The sequence below is a fragment of the uncultured Aquimarina sp. genome, assembly GCF_947495315.1.
In the GTDB taxonomy this organism is placed as follows: domain Bacteria; phylum Bacteroidota; class Bacteroidia; order Flavobacteriales; family Flavobacteriaceae; genus Aquimarina.
Genome location: NZ_CANLYD010000010.1, coordinates 1 through 17,635 on the forward strand (window position 1 = coordinate 1; position 17,635 = coordinate 17,635).

Sequence of the window (17,635 nt, forward strand, 5' to 3'; positions counted from 1 at the left end):
TTTAGGTTTTAGGTTTTAGGTTTTAGGTTTTAGGTTTTAGGTTTTAGGTTTTAGGTTTTAGGTTTTAGGTTTTAGGTTTTAGGTGAAAAAAGTTTGTTTCGATTACAAATTCAAATACAATTTCAATTTCTTATCAACATTTTTTTTGATCCAAAATCCTATTCTCGATACACTTCTACCTTTGGTCGAAGCACTCGAATCGACGAATTTTACACTTTTCACTTAAAGCTTTTCATTTAAAACTCTGCGTTCCGTACAAATATTTGGTTCTCTATAGCGTGTATAACTAGACCTGCAATATTCTTAGAACCCGTTTTTACTAATAAATTATTACGATGCCCTTCTACTGTTCTTGGACTGATAAACAATTGTTCTCCTATTTCTATTGTAGTTTTTTGTTCGCAAATTAGTTTTAAAACTTCTCGCTCTCGTTTGGTTAAATACTCATCCTCTCTGGATTGTTTATTCATCTTCAAAGAAGCTTCTTCCAGAATACTCATCACATTTTCATCATAATAAAAACCTTTTATTGCTACGTGGTTTATGGTACTTATAACCTCTGTAGGTGTAGCATTTTTGGCAAGATACGCTACGGCGCCTTGCTGCATCATATTAGTAATAAAAGGTTTGCTATAATAACTGGTTAGTGCGATGATTTTGATTTCGGGAAACTTTTTCTTGACAATCTTAGTGGTTTCTACTCCATTAAGATCTGGCATTTTAAGATCCATTAAAATAATCTCCGGTAAATCTCTTGTTAGATTTAATTGTTTGATCAGATCATTGCCGTTCTCTGCCTGAATGCAAATCTCTATATTACTTTCTTTATCCAGGATGAAAGTAATTCCTTGTCTAAATAATGTTTCGTCATCGGCTATGGCTAGTTTAATGATATCTTTTTTCATGGTTGAGGTTTTTTAGTGCTAATATTAAAAGTTGCTCCATTACCGATCTCACTATGATATGAAAGCTTCCCATCGAGTATCTCTACTCTACTTTCAATATTTCTGAGGCCTATTCCCTTATTTTTATTTACCGACTTTATATCAAATCCTTTTCCATCATCAGAGTATTCTAAATCTAATTGTTCGTTAGTCTCATTTATTTTTAATCTTATATTTTCTGCTTCACCATGTCTGACCGAATTATTTAGAAGTTCCTGAATAATCCTGAAGATATGCAATTCATTGCTTTTAGACAATAGATCTTTATATTTTATCTCATAATTTATTTTTACTTTTTTACTACTTATAAACTCATCACAAAGTTCTTCTATAGCCGCCTGAAGACCGAAGTTTTCTAAAATCGGCGGTAACAGATTGTGAGCTAATCTCCTAGAACTTTCTAGAGTTCTGGTGGTTACCGATAATATATGTTGTAAGGTATGTGCCTGCTCATTTTTCTCTAATTTGCCATCTATTAGCACATTGGTACTAAGACTTACCACATTAAGTTTTGCACTAATAGCATCATGCAGATCCTGTGCTATTCGTTTACGTTCTTCTTCTTGTGTTTCTATAGTGCTATGCAACAGGTCTTTTTGGTAAGACAATTCTAGCGTTGCTTTTTCCAGCTCTGTAGCAATAATCTTTTTACGAGAAAAGAAAAAGAAAAGCACTAATGCCACTGCCATAAGTAATAAGACCAAAATAGCAATTAAGATAATCACTATGATTTGGGAATCTTCTTGTAGTAATTCTTTCTCCATTCAATAAAGATTAGGATTTGGAATAAAAAGTATAATATACGATTTGTATTAATTAGTAAAAAATTCATCGAATCCGAAATATTTAAATTAAATATCAAGTTACCCGAAGCAAATATTAACGTACTAGATACCAAATATAAAAACAAACCTACATTTACTATTAAAAATAAATTTTCTCCTTGTAAACATCTATATAAGTATACTATAGCATATACAATTAAAATACTTTGTGTAATTGATATTCCAATAGCATGATATCTAAAAAAAATGTCTGGATCATCAATATATTGGTAAGTTAAAACACCAAAAATTGGTAGTAATAGATATAGTATAAATTTATTTTTAAGCAATATTCTGTAAAAAATAGAAAGAATAATAAATTGAGAAATGAAATAGAAATGAGATAAAAATAAATTCGGTTTGTGTAAAATTTTTGCTACAAAAATTGTTGCTAATTGAATTAAGCTAACAAAAAAAAGATAACAGGATAATACTTTAAAAGCTCTACCAAATTTGATAAAGCTTTTTAAGAATAAAAATGTATTAAATATTAAAAATGTAATCGTAAATACATTTAAAAGTGAAAAAAAATTAAAATCCACTATTGCTGATTTAAAGGACTGTTCTGATCACAATCTGGAGGACAAGGCGTTGTAAAATCATAAATCCCACTAGTTGTAGTATCTGAAGCTGATGATTTTAACGTTGTAGGATTGCCATCCACTGTACCATCAATGATATCTCTATAGACTCCATCAACATTTTCTGTTCCAACAAAGATTATTTTTTCTGTACCATCACCATCAATAGCTAAATACCCTCTTACTTTAGAATTTAAATTGTTAGCATTTGTTTGTGCCTGTTGTGCGGCAGCATCATCTAGTATTCCAATTTCATTTAATACTTCTACAAAATCAACAGCAGGTATTAAAAATGCATTTACCACATTAGGATGTTGTGTTCTCCAGTTTGCTGTCCATTGTGCTCCTGTGTCTTTAGAAATTGTGTTTTCGTTGTCCGGGTTCATTTTGTTTTTGGTTTAAATTAGTAATACGATTAAATAAGCTTACAAAATATAGGGTAACAGTTTGTAAATAATCTGCTCAAGATAAACTAATAATGATTTTTTTATATCACTATTAAATTTAAATTAACATTCTCTAAATTTAGTATAAATGCTACATATTTCGTTAAATAAATGTGAAAAATTTATTCGATTTAAAAGTAAAATCTCCCTCTTGATTGAAAACCAAAAGAATAAAAATTATTTTATAAGTAATCTGAAATAAATTCGTAAAATATGTACTTCCTCATCTAACCTATAATTCTAAGGAGAGGAATAATAACCTACAAAAAACCTGACTGTACGACGCGACGTGCAGTCAGGTATTATAACCTAATTTATTGATTTTTTTAAGATAACTCTTGGACATTAAAAGAAACCTGCCATTTGGATACCCATTCTTCAAACGTCTCTTTTAACCAATTATTTGCTTCATCAAATTTCTTCTCTGCTAGTAATTCTTTAAACGGGACAATCTTTTCGTAATATGTAATTCTTAACTCTTCTTCTTTGTTTTCGCTTTCATCTATCATAGCAGTAATCAAAGGTGAAATAAAATAGTACATTTCATATTGTACCTCTCCATTTTCCAACTCCAATAATATAAAATCTCTGAAATAACGATATATATCTAGTTCTTTTTCGTTCGAAAACATAGATACTGTTAATTCTGTTTTACAAGGAGGATCACTATCAGGATCTCCACAAAATGGAGGACAAGGATTAGTAACGTTCATATAAATCTCTTCAATAAATGCCGAGTTACTATTAATCGGTCGAAAAACAGGTTTTAATACCTTTCCTTGTAATCCAAAATCTATCGATACACATTCACAATTTTCGTGACTTACTAAATCTAGTAATGAATTCTTACCTAAAAAATTACCTCTTGTTACTTCCTTATAGATTAAGGTATCATCCATTTTAGTCATTTGACCTACATAAGCTGTTATACCTTTTACAACATCTGTTAAAGTATTTAAATGACCTGCATGATCATAGTACCCATATTTAGCTACTAATGGTTTTGATAAATCAAGATTTTCACTGGTATGTGTGCAAGGAATTAAAAATACACGTATCGAATTAGGATTCATAGGATCATCTAATCCATACATAAATCGAATGCCGGAAATCCATTCATGAGAATTTAACGCTTTTACAATAATCTCTTTTTTAATAGTTATAGAATTAATTATTCCAGGAAACTCTTCTTGATAAGCTGATGTAGCTTTATCAAAATGTTCTTTACTTACGTAACCACCAACATTCATGGCGTTTAACTGATGAATTCTCTTCATACTCATAAATTTTAAGATTAATAATCAATATAAATATAGCTGTAATAAGTAGGCTCTTAAAAATACGAATTATTTTTATTCATGTTGCAGATTTCCCGAAAACCCCACAACAAACTTCTTTAACCTATAAGAGAAATCTCCTTCTATATTGAAATCAAATAAATAAAATTTATATTTTGAAAAATTCTAAAGGGATTCTCTAGAATCTATAAAAGAAATAGGCTTACGACTCATCTCAGGGAATTTTTTCGCTTTTAGAGCTTCTTTGGTATTTAGTATTAAATCCGGGACTACTCTTAAGTTCGCTCTAAGATGTTCTTTTAGTTCTTTTTGTTGCAAAGGATTTAAAGAATCAGATACATGAATTAATAATCTATCCGTACCAAGCTCGCCAATCACTACTTCGATTACATACATTCCTAATCCTTCGAAACTGGTCAGTACTTCTATGACACTTTGCGGATATAATGTAGTTCCTTTATACTTAATCATGTGCTTCTTTCTACCAAGTACAGGACTTAAACGCATAGTAGTCCTCCCACAACTACACGGTTCCGTATGTGCCTGTACCATATCACCTGTAGTATAACGTAACAAAGGCATTGCTTCAATACCAAGCGTAGTGATTGCCAACTCCCCTACTTCTCCTTCTTTAACCGCATTACCCTGTTCATCAAGAATCTCAGTAATGATCAATTCAGGGAGGTGATGTCCTCCTTGATGTGCTTCGCACTCTGTAAATGCCGTACTCATCTCAGTAGACGCATAGGTAGAATACAGGTCAATATCCCATTTCTCTTTGATCTTGCTTCCTAAGGTATTTAGATTAAAATCTTGATCTCTTAGTGGTTCTCCTATGCATATAGCAGCTTTTACAGAAGAGTTTCTATAATCAATACCGTGTGTCTCTGCATAAGAGATCAATTTTAACAAAAATGAAGGGACTACTACTAAATATGTCGATTGAAAACGTTCTATAGAATCCCATTGTAATTCCGGAATACCGGACCCAACACGAACCATGGCTGCGCCCAATTTTCTTGTTCCCAAAAAATATGCAAGACCAGCCATAAATCTACGATCCAAGGTTGTGGTTAGTTGTACCACATCTGTTTTGGTTACTCCTGCAGTTTCAAAAGAAGCCGCTTCGTTATAAGCCAATCGTTCTAAGTCTTTTTCTGTGAGGGCAAAGGTAACTGGTTTACCTAAAGTTCCTGAGGTGGTTACATAATCCACAATTTCTGATTTAGGTACACATAAAAAATCATCATTATATGCTTGTAAATCATCCTTGGTAGTGATAGGAAGTTTTTTAAGGTCCTCAACGGTTTTGATAGCTGATTCTGAAATATCAAGCGTAGCGAACAATCTTCTATAGTAAGGAGAATATTGCGAAACAAAATCTACTAACTCCCGAAGTTTTTTATTCTGAAGAATTGATATTTCTGTTAGTGTAGATTGATCTATATTCCTAATCATTAACTTATATTTTTCGTTCACACTTTCTGATATATTTTTTTAGATTCTCCATATCAGGAACTGTAGTTACTTCTCTTTTCATAGCTTGCTTAAAAGCTACTAATGCCTTTTTGTAATCTTTTTGTGTGTAATGATATTCTCCAAGCACAAAATATGTCGCCCAATAATTAGGGTTTAAATTTTGAAATTTTGAAAGCTCCTCTTCTGATACCTTTTCTTCTGTATCGGTAGCAGCTTCAATTTTTCTACTTAGCACCCTAAATACCTCATAATTAGCATACGTTTGGGTATGAATAAATGGATCTTCCGAAACATTTAGAGATTCTGAAGCAATCACAACTTCTTCCTTTTGTTCTTTTAATCTTCCGAAAACTTCATCTAAATCATAAGCAACGAATTCTCCCATTTGATAAGGATTTGTAGAAACCCAAACTTTCCGTTCTTCGGGTTGAAATACAATTCCGTGATGCGCTAACATTTGATTCAAAGCCTTTTCATTACCATATCCTATTAACCCATTGTCCAGACCATCTCTGTTTCTTAATATGGCTACTGCTTTTTCTGGATTCAGTTTATCATTTTCCGATAAAAGCTCTGTCATTCGCTGATATCTATAGAAAGAATGACTTTCTGCTATTGCTTTTTGATTACGCTTATCTTCGACATAAGTATCACTCTGAAAATGATTAGAACACACCAATTGATTGGTATTAGGAACATTATAAACTCCAAAATTATTTGGTGAAACCTCTATCAACGCTGCTCTTTTATCTTTGGCACTACCTATCATAATAGATTCTGACACAAAGACTTCTCTTTTTTTAGCAATCGCTATAGCTTCATCAATTGTAGAAGCATATTGCAATATTTCTCTTGTCAGAATAGATATAGGCGTTTTAGCCACCAATGGAATTTTAGATTTACCAGCATTAATCGTAATAGTCAATCCTTCTTCATTCATTCCGGATAATGCTCCCATCATTCCTGCCCATCCATAAGTCATAAACTTATAGCCTTCTGAAGGATTCATAAAAGTGACTAATTTTTCTTTGGAAAAATCATCTCCTGCATAGAAGTCAAAATTACGTCCGATAAGTAATTTCCCATCTTCAGTTTTATCACCCCAAGCAGCAAAAGACGTACATCCTACCAGCATTAAATCTTGTAATGCATGTCCAATATCGTGCGCTCCGTGCGCATAGAGCATACGTACATAAGGTTCTGCAAAGTTATTATAATCATTAGAGGCATATCTAGAAACTCCGTAAATTTCGGTTTTATACTCTTCTGGAACGTTAAGGTGTAACTTACGATTATACCAAGCTATGATTTTACTTAAAAACTTAAGATACCCTTCTGAAGGAATAAGTTCTGTAATCTTTCCGATAAAAGCGTCTTCCTGTATTTTGATCAATTCTCTCCCTAAACTTCCAGCAGCAATTCCTCTTTCTAGTGGTTTTCCTTCAAGGTACATTTCCCATAATCCCTGCTTATTTTTACGAAGAAGGTTATTATTAAGGGTGAAAAACGTGGAACTATGTTTTATTCTAGTTGTGTCGACATTTTCGATTCCTGAAATATCAGGTCTCGCTGCCAATGACTTCTTTACACCACAAGATGATGATGTTATTACAACAAACAGAAAAAATATATAATAGAAAAAATTCCTCATTATGAATCGGATAATTCTTTTTCTTCCAAAGTATTTTTAATTCGTTTTAGTAAATATTCTTTACCTACTAATTCTCCGCAAGTTACAACTGCGCTTATTGTTACTCCTAGCACACCGTGCATATTTAATCCTTGACCTGTAAATAATAAATTAGGAATCTTAGTTCTTGGTGATAAAAAAGATTTCATCGGATTCTCTGCATCTTTTGCAAAACCGTACATAGAACCCTCGTAACAACCGATATAATCTCTATAAGACAAAGGTGTAGAAGTATGTACTGATTTTATACAAGACCTAATATTTGGAAATTTTTTCTCTATCTCTTTTAAGTATGCCTCGATTTTACGTTGTTTAAACTCCTCATAGTCTTCTCCTCTATCATTCTTTTCTGCAACCGTATTAAAAGTGTCTGCCCAAGGTTCCATTTCATCAAATCGCATATAGGCAATAGAAGTTAAATTTTCTGCAAAACCTGGATTTTTAATATCTTCAGTGGTAGAAATCAAATATGCTTCTGGCCAATTTTCTTCTTTGTATTCTTGTGTGGTCCATACTTTCTCTGGTGAGCTTGTATGATAATAGTTTTTATTGATATACTGAAAAGTTCCCTTTTCGAAAACAATATATATGCTAAATGAAGATATAATACTTTCCGTATTTTGAATCCTCTTATAATATAAATTCCTAAAACGCTCTTTACCGATAATCTGTAAGGTAAGTTTTGGATCCACATTAGAAATAAAATTATCACCAACAAAAGTGTCGTCTTTGGTGGTGGAAACCGAGACTAGTTGACCTTCTTCAAAATTAAATTTATTTACTTCCTGATACTTATAAATTTTACCTCCCAGCGCTCTAAATCTTTTTACTAATAACTTAGCAATCTGACTTCCTCCCTGAATACACCTCCAGGCACTTTCCATGTATGAGTTAATAGATAATGCATGTACATAAAATGGAGTTTTATCTGGATCACCTGCATACAATAGATTGGAACCGGCAAGAACTGCTCTTAATTTGGGATCTTTTACAACACTATCTATATAATCCTTAGCTTTAAGTGTTAACAGATCTTCTCCATAATATCGATCTCCTTCTTGTAAATTATAGAGCGGAAATCTATAGCAAGTATCCCTTACCTTATCGACATATTCCTTTATTCCTTTTTCTTCTTCCGGAAAAAACTTCACCAACTGATTTACAAAATTATCATATCCTTGTGCGTGTGGATACTCGAACTTATCATCATCAAAAGTTACTACATCATAGGCATCAATATCCATTCTTTTGATTTTCAGATCGTCCATAATATCCAGATACTTAAAGTACTGATATAGATTCTGTCCTTTATCCAAACCTCCTATATAATGAATACCGGTATCAAATATACTTTTGTCTCTAACAAAAGTCTGTAGGTTACCTCCGAACTGGTTGTTCTTTTCTAAAACACATACCTTTTTACCTTCTCTGGCAAGGATATTTGCAGAAACCAATCCTCCTAATCCACTCCCAATAATAATGACATCGAATTTCTCTTGCATCTATTTTATTCTATTCAAAACTGTTAACCCAAACTCTTGAATATCTACTCTAAAAGTAGTTTTCATTAATTCGGGAAACTCGTTACTCTCAGAAAATATAATAATTCGCTTTATACCTTCTGATAGTATTTCTTTTATGTATTGTGGTTGTATTGGTGTAGCTGTATGTAACAAAAGTACATCAAATTTTGTCGATGTCAAATCCTGATCATCTACAAATTCCACTTTATTTCTTTTAGTACTATAACAGTTTTTTGCGATAGCCAATTTTTCATCTTGAGTAAGTATTCCCTTTAGCTTAACATACGGCCTTTTAAAACTTAGATATAGTAAAAACTGTCCATAATCATCGCTGTATTGCAAAACACGATCTTTGTGATCAATGAAACTTGCAGCCTTATAGTATTTTTCTTTATGTAATGCATAATCAGCTTTGATTTCTTTAAAGCAACTTTTATATCTATAATTATTTAGCAATGCTTTTTTATAATAATCGACACCTTCCAGATCTTTTTGTACCTCAAAAAATTGTTCTCTAAAATAAGCACTTATCTTTTTAGTTCTTTCTGCATAACCACTTCCAAATTCTTTATTATCTTCAGTAATTCTTGGTAAAATCTTTAATTGTACCGCACCATCGTGAATTATAAAATCACCTTTTGGAGATACTTGAGCATTACCGTGAATTACCACAGGTAGTATATCCAAGTTCAATTCTTGAGCGAGATAAAATGATCCTTTATGAAATCTGCTCATCTTAGCGGTATCTGTTCTAGATCCTTCTGGAAATGCTATTAATGAATATCCTTGTTTCACTTTTTCCCGTAAATGCTCTACTCCACCTTCTATACCTGAAGAAACCGGATAAAACCCTGCTAGTTTTGCTGCTCTTCCGAAAACTGGATTATCATACACCCAATCCTTCACTAAATAGATCAGTTTTGGGTATAACATTCCAACTGAAATAATATCTAAAAACGAAGAGTGATTAGCAATAATGATACATTGCTTACTAAAATCTTCATTTTCTGAATTATATACTCGTTTTTTTACAAAAGGGTTAGAATATAAAACAGATCTCATCAACTTAGATGTAACGCTATGAAAAATGGCCATTTTCTTTTTCATACGTGCCGGAAACCAAGGAATAATCAAACTACTAATTATTGACACAATAAATCCTCCAATGATAAAATATCCAAAGCTAAAGAGTGACCATAATGTTTGACGCATTCTAAGTGGTGTCAGTCCTTTTTTAACACGATTAGTAATGAATGCTCTAAATAGCATTGGCTGAATCGTAAACGCTACCAAAACCGCTGATAAAATCCCAATTAGAGATACTATAGAAATAGATCGAAGTGCAGGATGTTTAGCAAATATCAACACTCCTACTCCTAATATGGTCGTTATTACCGATAATAAAATAGAAGTTTTATATGTAGACAGTTCTTTTACTCCATACGTAAATTCTTTTACAAGTCCATTTGTGATAAAAATGCTATAATCTACTCCCAAACCAAAAATAAATGTGGAAATAATGACATTAAAAATATTAAAGTCTATGCCCAACATTTTCATAACTCCCAACGTAATTACCCAAGTAATTGCAATCGGTAGTGCAGTTAACAACGTTAGCATTGGATCTCTGTAAAACAATAATAACAATAAGACTACCGCTATAAGAGAATACCCGATTAATGAATTAAAATCATTCTTAAGGTTTCCTAGTAAAGTTTCATTTAGCTGCTTTCGATCAATAACAACTGTATTTGCTATCTTACCCAAAGAAGTATTGATTTTATCGGCATTCTCGTGATCCACTTTTATTGCAGAAACCACTGTTGAAAAACCATCTTCATTAGTCACAAATTCATCAAGATATAATTCTTTGATATTTTGATATTCAGTAAAACTTATCGGTTTGATTTCTGAATTTAATGTTGTGTAAAACTGAGTAAATGTTTCTGGTTTAAAACCAACAACACTTCCTTTTTCTTTTAATAAATTAGTGATAGCATCTACACGATGTTTTGTCCAGAATTCATTCCATAATTTTATTTTTTCAATTTGGGCCTCCTGAGAAAGAACCACTCCTCCTACTGAGCTGAAATTAATTAGTTCCTTATTTGACTTCTTCTGTTGTAAAGTCTCAAATAATTTATTGTTGGCATTTAAAGCTTCATTTAGCGATGTTCCGTATGAAACCAGATAAATTGATTTTGCTTTATTGTTATTGATTCTATCCAAATCTTCTTCTGCCGCTACCAACTCTTCCGGTTGATAGTTCATTGTACTTAGATCTGTATTAAACCCTACTTTATGAAACAGAAATAATCCAATAATAAATACTCCCCCAATAATTGAAATAAGAATTTTACTTTTATGAAAATCTGTTTGCGAGATTCGATCTATAAATGTTTTTCTTTTAGCTTTTTTACTTTCAGAAAAACGATATACCTGTGGAATAAATATCAAAGCAAAAACAGATGCTCCTACTACGCTTACGGCTGCAAAAATTCCAAGATCATTTAACGCTTCTGACTTTACAAAAATCAAACACAAGAAAGCAACAGCTGTAGTTAGACTACTCATAATAACCGGCATAGAAACGTCTCGATATAGCTCTCTTACATTGTTATTATTTCTGAAATGTGTAAGGATATGTAACGAATAATCTAAGGTAATTCCTAACAATACAGAGCCTATACCTAAAGATATGGCAGATATTTTTCCTTTGATCAAATATAATATTGCTATGGCAATGATTGCTCCAAAAACAGTAGGAGTAAAAATAATCAGTGGTACCGTGAGTTTTCTATAAAAGAAAATCAAAATCAGTAGTAGGATGCTCATTGCAATACTAACCGTAAGCTGTATATCGTGTTTTATTTGTTTGGCATTCGCCACAGCATATAATGTAGCTCCAAACAAAGTAGCTTCCGCCTGTTCAGAGTACTTATTATTTAGGTCGGATGTGATTTTTTTTAACTGTTCAACAAAGAATGTATTTTCTCCTGTCTCATTAGTTGCTAACGCAGGAGTAAGAAATAGCAGTAAATTTTTTCGATCTTTAGTAATTAAAAAACCATTATATAAATCGTAATTATCTCCCAACTGTAATTGGGCTAGTTTTTGTAGCCCTTTTGGGGTTAATGCTAAAGGATCTTTAACAATAAATTTTTTGGTGACCAAACCTGTCGGAGAAATCAAAGTCTTGTAGTTATTCTCAATAACTTTAGCAATAGAGTCCGGATTAATTTTCTGATCTATATCCTGATAATCCGATTCAGTAAGAAAAAATGGAAGATGTTGATATACAAAATCATATAATTCCATCACATTATCATCTGCAACCTTTCCTTGTATTTTTTTTACATATTTAGAAAGATGTGTATTGATAGAATCGATATAAGCAGAAGCATACGCTACAAGATCATCTGGATTTTCATTTTTATTAGTGATATTAACCACAATTTTGTCCGAAAACGATACTGTTTTTAGAACTTTCTGTGTAACTTCTGATTTATCACTATTAGGAATTAGTCGAGTAATATCTTCCTCAAACCCAATTTTACTTGCCAAAAATGCAAATACAGCAAAAACACCAATAATTATAGGCCAAGCAATTAATTTATTCTGCTTGATATACCGATATACTAAAAGAAAAAACTTATGCATCTATTGCATTACTTTTGGATTTGCGAGAGCTAAAATACAAATACGCAATGACTCCTGAAATCAATGATACCAATGTTGCCAAAATAAAACTCCCTAATATATATTGTCCTAAACTTTTGAAGATATCGGTTCCTGATTTTACATCTTCTATATTAAGGGTAACGTCCATTTCTCTTCCCATCGCGATCGCACCAATCTGATAGCTACCATAAATAATAAATGGAATTAATGGAGGTATACTTATATTAGAAAACAAAAATGCAATAGGTCTATTTAGTTTGAAAGCAATTGCCAATGATATAACCAAAATAGTCTGAAATCCCCATAAGGGCGCAATACCTATGAACAAGCCGAGAGCAATCGCACTTGCTTTTTTTACTGGAGGATCATTGCTTCTTAATACATTTTCTCTCCAGTATTGCTTAAACCCTTTTTTTTTTACTCTATTTATAAGTCGTTTAGGTAAGTAAAACAACAAAGTTAACGTTACTAACCAAGTATTCAGGATACTAATTCGAGTGAAATCTTTGAAAGGTCTAAAATGAGATACTCGTTCGGTCTCGTCATATAGAACTTGAACTGGTATATTCCGAACTTCCACATTTCTCCAGGCAAGTTTAACAATCACCTCTATTTCTAACTCGAATTTTGTTGTGAATAGTTTTAGTTTACTAATCTCCTTTATTGGATATAACCTATACCCTGACTGTGTATCTTTTAGTTTGATACCGGTTTCTATATAATACCAAAAATTAGAGAATTTATTTCCAAAACTACTTTTACCAGGTACCGATGGATCATCCATATTTCGAGAACCTATCAACAACAACGATGAACTAGAGTCTTGTTTCTCCAATTCGTCTAAAAATAAGGTTAAATCACTCGGAAAATGCTGGCCATCACTATCGATAGTGATTATATAATCATATCCCGAAAGGTCCGCTTGTTTAAAAGCTTCCCTCAGCGCCATTCCTTTCCCTTTATTCTCTGAAAAAGTAATAATTGTAAAATGATCTTGATAGTTTTCTAAAATACTAGCAGTATCATCTGTGGAACCATCGTTAACGATAATAATTCTATCAGTATGCTTCAGAACACCTTGGATCACTCTTTCCAATGTTTTCTGGTTATTATAGGTAGGAATGAAAACACAGCAATTTAGTGTCTCAAAACGATGGTCTAGTAATGTAGTTGTGGTCACAGTGTTATTTTTTCCATGTCAAAAATAGGATATGATACGATTAAACAAATAGAAATATTACCTAATTCTTTTTGTTTTTTCAACAAAAGACGAAATTTTGATTTGTTCCATCTTATTATTTCCAACTAAAGAAATTATTATTTCATCTTTTGTAGTGGTGATCATTTGATTTTGAAACTCATTGTCAGGCCTAATATTTAATAAATACTTCCCTTTCTTCGTAATATTTGTAATAATTGAATTGGAGCTTACATCCATAATATCAAATCTTAATTTTTCTTTTTTGATATCTAATTGAGGGAACATAATATCTTCTATTTCAATGTTTTGATCATCTTTAGTTACTTCAAATTGTATCTTATATTGGACAAATTGATTTTCATTTGGCCTTCCTGGTATGGTTATTTCTTTAACTGCAGACACTAATAAAATTTCTTCTTTACAGGATAAGAACGTGCACAGCATTAAGAAAGTAATTATCACGGATACGTATTTCATTTTTGTTAATTTCTATAAATTAAAAACCGGTAAAGAAAATAAACATTCTTTACCGGTCTAAAAAATTATGGTTTCAATTATTTCACTATAATTCTTTTTACTATTCTCTTGTTGTTATTTTTCATGTCAACTAGATAAACTCCCGAACTGTATGATGATAAATCGACAATAGTAGTTATTTTGTCTGTTTTAAAACTTTTAACTACACCACCAATTATATTATATATCGTAATTTCGGATTCACTATCAAAATCGGCTAATTTTATAGTAAATCTTCCATTAGTTGGATTAGGAAATACGGTCAATACACTACTATCTACAAATTCTCCAATTCCTAACACAGAAGAGTTTATAGGGATTTCCCAAATACCACGTCCGTAAGTAGCTACTCTTAATTTACTTGTTCCGTAATGTACTTCTAAATCATTAGATATTACATTAGGTAGTCCTTCACCATAAACTTCCCAATCTGTACCTGAGTTATTCCTATGAAAAACTCCAATATCTGATCCTAAGAAAAGATCTCCATTTCCTCCCGTTAAATATAGAATTTTATGCATAGGTACGTTAGGTAACGTTCCAGATATGTTAGTCCAACTAGTTCCTGAATTATCAGATTTAAAAACTCTATTTCCATCATTATATCTTCCATAGCAAATATAAACTTCTGCCGGATTAGTAGAATTGACAGCAATGCTAGTTACAAGACCGTTTACAGGTAATGTTAATGTATCCCAACTTGAACCTCCGTCGGCAGTTGTATAAACACCGTTTCCATCAGTTACATAAAGAACTTGATTGTCTGAAGGAGCGACTGTAATTGCCCTAGGAGCTCCACCTGGTGAACGCATATTATCCCAGATACCTCCAGAATTAGATGAACTATAAATATTACCAAATCCGCCGTAAATAGTATTTGGATCTATAGGATCTATCTCCAAAGGCCAAACAAATCTTGCTCCATTTGGTGTGTTTAATCTTGTAGTTTGTGTTGCCCATCCATCTGTAGTTCTTTCTACATATCCAGCTTGACTACAGGTCCAAGCTATATTAGAATCACTATAATTCCATAAAGCCTCTACGCCATCACTTCCATAATTCCTATTAATCCATTCTGTACCATTATACTGGGTAATATCATTATCCTGTGCTCCAGCTAATAAAAAATCTGCATTCTGAGGTGTCCCTGCAACTTTATAATATTGTGTTATTGATAGACCAGAAGATAAATCTTGCCATGGATCATCAGTCTTAATATTTCCTACAAACAAGCCACCATCATTAGCCGAAAAAACCTCAGTACTACTTCCTGGTAAAAATTCTAAATCGTGATGATCCGAATGCACATAAAAAAATGGATTTCCTGGCACCCAATATCCATCAAGATATTTTTGCCAAGTACTTCCTCCATTAGTACTTCTCCATCCATCTACTCCTCCTATAATAATTAGGTCCGCATCATCTGGTGCTACTAAAATTGTTTGGTTATAACCTCCTTGTGTGCTCAATGAAGATGGAGTGGATATCAATAATGAATTCCAAGAAGCTCCTCCATCAGTTGATCTAAAAACTGTACCGTTGTTCATACCAACCAAAAACTCTGGGTCGCTTGCTGTAGTTGTAATATCAAAACGACCTCTATTAATCAAACCAGTAGATGAAGTAGTCCAGTTTTCTCCATTGTCAGTAGAAATATGAAAAGTTGTTGATCTACCCCCAGTTGCAAACAAAATAGTACTCGAGCCTTCTTTATACATTATATCATTAAAACCTGTAGCTGTTGTTTTTAAACTCCAAGTTGTTCCAGCATCAGTTGATTTATAAATCCCACCATTTGTAGTTGCAAAAATGGTATCTGGATTATTAGGATCTATAAGCAAATGTGCTATTAATCTTGTTTGCGTAACTTCATAATTTAAACCGGTTGTCGTCCAAGTTTCTCCGTGATCAGTAGATTTTAAAACTCCAATAGAATTGTTTTGAAATCCATCATAGTCTCCTGTAGCCATATACATGATATCACTATTGGTAGGGTGAAAAACGATATCTGACACACCAAGATTAGGAATATTATCCCCTTTAGGCGTCCAGGTATTTCCGAAATCATCAGATCTCCAGATTCCACCCCCTGGTGCTCCTACCCATATTTCATCTGTATTTGCCGGATTAAAAGTAACGACATTCAATCTTCCCATACCTGCATAAAAAGTAGTCTCAGATTCAGGAATCACCTTAGGACCTATTAAAGTCCAGCTTGCTAAATTTTCATTTTTTTCTACTGAAACATTTTGCAGATATTTATCCCACTCATTATACGCTATTAAAGGACTTGGAAAAGAACCATCTTCATTTATACGGCTCTCCCAAAAATAGGCCCAACGCTCAAATTGTTTGATTTTTTTTCTATCTGCTCTAGCACTACTTTTGCTAATTGAAGTATATTCCTGTCGCTTTTTGTTTACTACTTCAAAATAGTTACTGTCATCTTTAGCAGGTGAATTACGCCAATCTTGTGCCGTTATTATATAACAACTTAAAATTGCTATAAAAAAAAGGAAATTTTTTCTCATTTATGTGTTAGTTAGAATTAGTCTATAATAACTAAAACAGTAAAAGCTTAAAAAACCCTACTTTTTTTGAACAATTATTTTTTAAAAGCCTTTGACGTCAACATAAAACCTTTGATAAATTTCTTTAATTTGGGAGAGGGTACTTTATCAATATTTTCTGTCAGAAAGCTTTTATCTGTATCTATATCCTTGTAGTATCTGGTAATTCTAGGAGCGCTAGTTTGCACACTTAATCTAATCATCCTTAGTTCTATATTATTAGGATCAGATACTATTGCTTCTTCAATTAACTTCTTTCCTTGTTTAAAAAAAGATATTTTATCTCCTCTTTTTTCAGAAAACGAAGCCTTCAGCGTCAGTGCACATCCATAATACGCTGATAATACGGAATTTCCTTTGTAGTCTATATTCTTCGTTAACTCATGAAATTTCTCAGTATTCTCTTTGGAATCTTTTGCATATTTATATGAATTTCTTACTTCCATAATATCAGCAGTAGTGGCATTTGCAATAAGTAATCCAATAAATAAGACAAAAAACTTCATATCGTTAATTTATAATTTAATAAAAGTAATCACAACTTTTAATGCTATGGTATCATCATATTTTACAGTACTCTTTACTTTAATTTCCTCTTCATTATCTGTAAAATCATTGGTAATAACTAAATCCGGAGTCTTTTCAGGATTAATCACGGCCATAAACTTTACATTAGAAGCCTTTTTCATAAATAAAGAACATCCTTTTCTGTTTTCTGTAAGCTCCTTAATAATCTGTAATGTACAAACACCAGGAGTTATCGGATTACCAGGAAAATGGCCTTTAAAAATATCATTTTCAGGATTTAAAGATATAGTCGTAGTTTGTATACCATCCTTTACAGAATCTTCATTGATTTTATATAAATCAGCTATTAGCATA

General features: G+C 32.2%; 13 protein-coding genes. All 13 read right to left on the reverse strand.

Annotated features, from left to right (window positions below):
- Positions 1-236: 236 nt before the first annotated feature.
- Complete coding sequence (locus tag Q0910_RS16995; protein ID WP_299219004.1) at positions 237-905, reverse strand: response regulator transcription factor; 669 nt, start codon at positions 903-905, stop codon at positions 237-239.
- On the reverse strand, positions 902-1,708 hold the full coding sequence (locus Q0910_RS17000; RefSeq protein WP_299219006.1) for an ATP-binding protein: 807 nt from the start codon (positions 1,706-1,708) through the stop codon (positions 902-904). Before Q0910_RS17000 ends, Q0910_RS16995 begins: the two co-directional genes overlap by 4 nt.
- A gap of 601 nt (positions 1,709-2,309) precedes the next feature.
- A complete protein-coding gene (locus tag Q0910_RS17005; protein WP_299219008.1) occupies positions 2,310-2,735 on the reverse strand; it encodes a hypothetical protein in 426 nt (141 codons plus the stop codon).
- A 386-nt stretch (positions 2,736-3,121) separates the two neighbouring features.
- Positions 3,122-4,072, reverse strand: coding sequence for a hypothetical protein (locus Q0910_RS17010; RefSeq protein ID WP_299219010.1), 951 nt, complete (start codon positions 4,070-4,072; stop codon positions 3,122-3,124).
- Between the two features lie 186 nt (positions 4,073-4,258).
- The gene (locus Q0910_RS17015) at positions 4,259-5,551 is read right to left on the reverse strand and encodes an AMP-binding protein (RefSeq protein ID WP_299219012.1); all 1,293 of its coding nucleotides are present in this window, start codon (positions 5,549-5,551) and stop codon (positions 4,259-4,261) included.
- Positions 5,552-5,555: 4 nt separating this feature from the next.
- Entirely contained in the window at positions 5,556-7,223 is a 1,668-nt protein-coding gene (locus Q0910_RS17020) for a C45 family peptidase (RefSeq protein ID WP_299219014.1), read from the reverse strand.
- On the reverse strand, positions 7,223-8,764 hold the full coding sequence (locus tag Q0910_RS17025) for an NAD(P)/FAD-dependent oxidoreductase (protein WP_299219016.1): 1,542 nt from the start codon (positions 8,762-8,764) through the stop codon (positions 7,223-7,225). The genes Q0910_RS17020 and Q0910_RS17025 overlap by 1 nt, the downstream gene beginning before the upstream one ends.
- Entirely contained in the window at positions 8,765-12,445 is a 3,681-nt protein-coding gene (locus Q0910_RS17030; protein ID WP_299219018.1) for an MMPL family transporter, read from the reverse strand.
- Entirely contained in the window at positions 12,438-13,646 is a 1,209-nt protein-coding gene (locus tag Q0910_RS17035) for a DUF2062 domain-containing protein (RefSeq protein ID WP_299219020.1), read from the reverse strand. The genes Q0910_RS17030 and Q0910_RS17035 overlap by 8 nt, the downstream gene beginning before the upstream one ends.
- Positions 13,647-13,703: 57 nt before the next feature.
- Positions 13,704-14,144: a hypothetical protein gene (locus Q0910_RS17040; RefSeq protein ID WP_299219022.1), complete on the reverse strand. Its 441-nt coding sequence runs from the start codon at positions 14,142-14,144 to the stop codon at positions 13,704-13,706.
- Positions 14,145-14,221: 77 nt separating this feature from the next.
- Positions 14,222-16,714: a T9SS type A sorting domain-containing protein gene (locus tag Q0910_RS17045; RefSeq protein WP_299219024.1), complete on the reverse strand. Its 2,493-nt coding sequence runs from the start codon at positions 16,712-16,714 to the stop codon at positions 14,222-14,224.
- Positions 16,715-16,788: 74 nt separating this feature from the next.
- Positions 16,789-17,259 (reverse strand): hypothetical protein, encoded by a 471-nt coding sequence (locus Q0910_RS17050; RefSeq protein WP_299219026.1) that lies wholly within the window; start codon positions 17,257-17,259, stop codon positions 16,789-16,791.
- A 9-nt stretch (positions 17,260-17,268) separates the two neighbouring features.
- A complete protein-coding gene (locus Q0910_RS17055; protein WP_299219027.1) occupies positions 17,269-17,634 on the reverse strand; it encodes a 3-hydroxyacyl-ACP dehydratase in 366 nt (121 codons plus the stop codon).
- Position 17,635 lies beyond the last annotated feature (1 nt).